At 54.5% G+C, this 3,978-nt stretch carries 3 protein-coding genes; 1 reads left to right on the forward strand and 2 read right to left on the reverse strand.

The window, feature by feature from the left end; translation table 11 throughout:
* Positions 1–48: 48 nt before the first annotated feature.
* The gene (locus tag Q0294_RS21425) at positions 49–228 is read right to left on the reverse strand and encodes a hypothetical protein (protein WP_299469520.1); all 180 of its coding nucleotides are present in this window, start codon (positions 226–228) and stop codon (positions 49–51) included.
* 240 nt (positions 229–468) lie between these two features.
* Positions 469–822, reverse strand: a complete 354-nt coding sequence (locus Q0294_RS21430) for a hypothetical protein (protein WP_299469522.1) — start codon at positions 820–822, stop codon at positions 469–471.
* A gap of 149 nt (positions 823–971) precedes the next feature.
* Here Q0294_RS21430 and Q0294_RS21435 point away from each other — a divergent pair.
* Positions 972–3,978 (forward strand): c-type cytochrome (locus Q0294_RS21435; RefSeq protein WP_299469524.1); only part of this gene is annotated, 3,007 nt, incomplete at its 3' end.

Raw genomic sequence — 3,978 nt, forward strand, 5'->3', positions numbered from 1 at the left:
ATGCTTTAACACGTAAAATTCCGCACGAAGCCACTTTCGGGACACCCACTAGTTATAGTTAAACACAGGTTCGGGGTCCTGCTCCTGTTGTTTCAGATTTTTCAGAAAGAGTTTTGAAGGAAAGAAAGCGTCGCCTGGAAGGAAATAGTCATTCGTAGCGTCTGCAGATGAAGCCAGTGTCAGCAGTCTGAGAGAGACGACCAGGCAGATGAGCAGCAGGCGATGCATGTGCGTGTCTTTCTGAAAAGGAGCGAAGTGAGAGGTCTGTTTTCATTCTGAATGGTTTCTGTTGGAGATGCAAATGTTTTCTGGTTGGATGTGTACCTTTGGGGCTCCAGGCTTGCTCGCTGAGTTCGGCCCGAATTACTTTTTCCTGCTGATTTTCGCTCTCATTCGAACGCTGTTAGGCCAGCCAACAGTTTCGCCCGGCTGTTCTGATTCCTAACCAATCGTTTTAGTGCTCACTTTTCATCTAGGTACTGAACCGTCCTTTGCATATGGTTGACCTGTCATTCGGTAATAATCTTTGTGAACGAGTTTCCGTGTGGCTTCGAGCTCCTCGGCTGACATGTTCTGGATCTGTTCCAGAGTCAGGTTACGCAACCAGCGTTTCTGCCAGGGCTGGGTGGGGGTGTCGAGCCCGAGCAGTTTATCCATGCGTTCGCGGCAGCGGATCTGTTCGCGTTCGGAGAGATTGGTATTTCCGAGCTTATACAGATAAAAGTGATATGCTTCGGCACGCATCTGTTCCAGGGGGACTGTTACACTTTCGACGATCTGCCGAAAGAAAACCAGTTTGTCGATGTATCTCGGTTGCTTCACTGGTAAACTGTTTAGCCCGCTTCTTTTGTTGAACTGTTTCATATGCTAAAATGCGGCAATTCCTGTCGGCTCCGATATTGGTTCGGGGGCCGGTTGTTGCTGAAATCGGATTCCTCACTGTCTCACCATGGTTTACTGAAAGTCGAAGCATGAAAGCCTGTTTTTTTGCGTTCACGTTTTTACTCTTGTTGCCGTTTTCTTCACAGGCTGCTGATGTTTCGAAAACGGACAATCATTCTCGCAATCAGACGGGCAATCATCGGCGGGGACGGGCGCTGTTCGCGCAGCGGGGCTGTGCCGCCTGTCATGCAGTGGATGGCAAAACGGTTTCGCTGGGACCGGATCTGACGAAACCTGAGAAGCCGTTAACGCGGCAGGAATTTCTGGAGTCGATTAACGAACCGAGCAAACAGATCAGGAAAGGATTCGAGGCGTACTCGATCATTCTGCAGTCGGGAAAAGTGCTCACCGGGCGAATCACTCAGCAGAACGATGAGTCGGTGACGGTGCTGATTCCCGATCATCAGCTCGTGAAGGAACAGACAATTCCGCGCACCGAGATTGAGGAAATGGTCAAACAGCCGATTTCCGTAATGCCCAAGGAACTCTTGAAAGGGGTGCCGGAGTCGCAGGTCTCCGATCTGCTGGCCTATCTCGCGACCGTCGGTGATTCTCAATATACCGCACCGTCTATCGCGACGATTCCCGCGAAAACACAGGGGGTCGACCGTAAACCGGTGGCGGCAGATTCCACCTTTTATTCGCCCGAAGAATCGATGAAGCGAATTCATGTAGCGCCCGGTTACCGGCTGGAACTGGTCGCTGCAGAGCCGATGATTGAAGAGCCGGTGCTCTGCGTCTGGGATGGCAACGGGCGGATGTATGTGGCTGAGATGCGGACCTATATGCAGGATGCGGATGGCACCGACGAGGATCTACCCAAATCACGCGTGTCTTTGCTGGAAGATACCGACGGCGACGGCCGTATGGATAAGGTGACGCGGTTCGTTGACAATATGGTGCTGCCGCGGATGATCCTGCCGCTCGACGATCGGATTATCGTCAATGAAACTTACACCGAAGATTATTACAGCTACCGCGATACCGACGGCGATGGTGTGGCCGACGAAAAGATATTGCTCTATCCGGGGGGCAAAGCAGGGGGGAATCTCGAACATCAAAACAGTGGGTTGATGTGGGGGCTCGACAACTGGATTTATTCTGCCCGACTGGGGACGAAGCGACACCGCTTCACCAAGGGGAAATGGGAATCGGAGCAGATCTTTGGCGATAACGGTCAGTGGGGTCTGGCGATGGATGATGTGGGTCGCTTTTTCCTCTCGGCTGCAGGCGGTGAAAAACCAGCTTACGGATTTCAGCAGCTGCCACAGTACGGCAAGATCTCTCTGCCGGGAGAACTCGAACAAGATTTCGAAGCCGTCTTCCCGATTGTAGAGATGGTGGATGTGCAGGGGGGGCTCGGACGCGTCGACAAGGAACGGGGCGGGCTGAATCGATTTACCGGCTGTGCAGGGCAGTCGATTTATCGAGGAGACCAGTTGCCGGACGATTTCAACGGGGACTACATTCTCCCCGAGCCGGTCGGTCGTCTGGTACGTCGCGCTAAAGTGACGCAGATCGACGGCAAAACGGTGCTCAGTAATGCCTATGATAATTCGGAGTTCATTGCGTCGACGGATAAAAACTTTCGTCCGCTCTGGTCGGCCACCGGACCCGACGGCTGTCTCTATATTGTCGACATGTATCGGGGGATTATTCAGGAAGGCAACTGGACGAAGAAAGGCTCGTATCTGCGGGGCGTGATCGACAAAGAGGGTTTCGCGAAAAACATTGGCCGCGGCCGCATTTATCGAGTTGTTCACGAATCGACGATTCGTAAGACGCCTCCGAAACTGCTGGACCTGTCAACTGCGCAACTCGTGGAAGAACTTTCGCATCCCAACGGCTGGCGGCGTGATACGGCGCAGAAGCTGATCGTGTTACGCAATGACAAATCGGTGGTTCCGGCGTTAGTGATCCTAGCGAGAGAAGGCACATCACCGCTGGGCCGCCTGCATGCCCTGTGGACCTTGGAGGGACTGGAAATGGTATCGAAACCAATGATTCTCGCCGCGCTCGGAGATTCCGATCCGCGCGTGAAACAGGCGGGGATGCGACTCAGCGAACCGCTGCTGGCCGGCGATCCCGAACTGGTGAAACAGATTGCCGATGCCGGCTATGATGACGACATCAGTGTTGTCGTGCAGGCGGTGAATTCGTTGCGGTACGCGAAATCCGATCTGGGGCGGCAGTTGATCAGTGAATTCGCAGCCGCGTATGCTGAGAATGATCTGGTGCTGGTTTCCGCACAGGCCAGCCTGCGTTATCGGGAAGGGGGGAATCAGCCTGCGTTTGCCAATCTGGATGCGAAGACGCTGACGCAGATGAAACAGGGCTACCAGACTTATACGCTGTTGTGTATCCGCTGTCACGGTCACGATGGTCAGGGGGCGCTCTCCAGCGACGGGCTGCAACTGGCCCCTTCGCTGGCGAACTCGCCGCGTCTGCTGGCCACCCCGGAACTGCCGACGAGGATTCTGCTGCATGGTCTCAGCGGCCCTGTCGACGGAAAGAAGTATCCCGGCCAGATGGAGTCGATGAAGCGGGAAGATGATACATGGATTGCGTCGGCGTTGACGTACGTCCGCAACAGTTTTGGTAACGCCGGTTCTGCGGTGACCGTTGAAGAGGTCGCCCACGTGCGGAGCATGACGCATGACCGCACACAGCCTTACACAATTGAGGAGCTGTCTGAATTCCTGCCGATCTCGCTGGACGTGATGAAAACCTGGGAACTGTCTGCCTCGCACGGCGGGGAGCACGTGGGAGCGGCGATTGACGGGAATCCGGATTCGCGGTATTCCACAAACGAGAGCATGAAACCCGGTATGTGGTTCGCTTTCGACATGCGGCAGCCTATTAATGTGACGGGCATTCTGCTCGACACGCAGAAATCAAGGGGGGACTACCCGCGCGGCTATGCGGTCTCGCTCAGCGATGACGGCAAGACCTGGTCATCGCTGATTATCGAGGGCAAAGCGACCACGGCGATCACTGATATCCGGTTTCCCAAAGGCGTGTCTACCCGATTTGTGA

The sequence above is a fragment of the uncultured Gimesia sp. genome (assembly GCF_937919775.1).
GTDB lineage: Bacteria > Planctomycetota > Planctomycetia > Planctomycetales > Planctomycetaceae > Gimesia.

What these genes read in the sequence shown, in the direction of transcription:
- Q0294_RS21425 (WP_299469520.1), bottom strand. Translation starts at nt 228, where the DNA reads ATGCATCGCCTGCTGCTCATCTGCCTGGTCGTCTCTCTCAGACTGCTG.